This window comes from Gordonia sp. i37, from assembly GCF_002043085.1.
Classification (GTDB): Bacteria; Actinomycetota; Actinomycetes; order Mycobacteriales; family Mycobacteriaceae; genus Gordonia; species Gordonia polyisoprenivorans.
This window is the reverse complement of sequence record NZ_MVPX01000705.1, coordinates 1-571: the sequence shown is the minus strand read 5'-3', so window position 1 is coordinate 571 and position 571 is coordinate 1. Positions and strand designations below refer to the sequence as shown.

Genomic DNA, 571 nt, shown 5'->3' with positions numbered 1-571 from the left:
CCCCCGCCGACAGCAGTGCCAACCCGAGCGCGTCGCCGTCGGGCTCGGCGGCCGCACCGGCGCCGGGAGGCAATCCTGCGGCTGCCGACGCGAACATGCCGCTGTGCCCGGACAACTCGATCGCCGTCGTGCTCTACACCGACAAGCCGACTTACACCACCGGTAGCCAGCCGGTGTTCACCATCGTCGTGACCAATGCGGGACTGTCCGCATGTGCGCGCGATGTCGGCAAGGCCGCCCAGAACGTGATCGTGCGCACCCTCGACGGCACCCGCACGCTGTGGACCGCCAGCGACTGCTCGCAGATCAACACCGTCAACAACCAGGTGTTGCAGCCGCAGCAGCAGGTCAAGGACACCATCACGTGGTCCGGCACCACCAGCAACCCGGGCTGCGACAAGCCGCGTAACCCGGTGCCCGCCGGCTCATATCAGGCCATCGGAAAGCTCGGCGAGAAGGAGTCGGCGCCGATCACGTTCAATTTCGTGGCGCCGGCCCAGCCCTAACCGCAATACCGTTCAGTTAAGCGGGTCGGTTGTGTAGATCGGTGACTGTGTCGGTTGCGGCCAGG

The 571-nt window shown here is 66.5% G+C and carries 1 protein-coding gene; it reads left to right on the top strand.

Annotated features, from left to right (window positions below):
• Nucleotides 1–506: hypothetical protein (locus B1964_RS29730; protein ID WP_079932329.1), on the top strand; the 506-nt coding region annotated here is incomplete at its 5' end.
• Between the last annotated feature and the right edge of the window lie 65 nt (nt 507–571).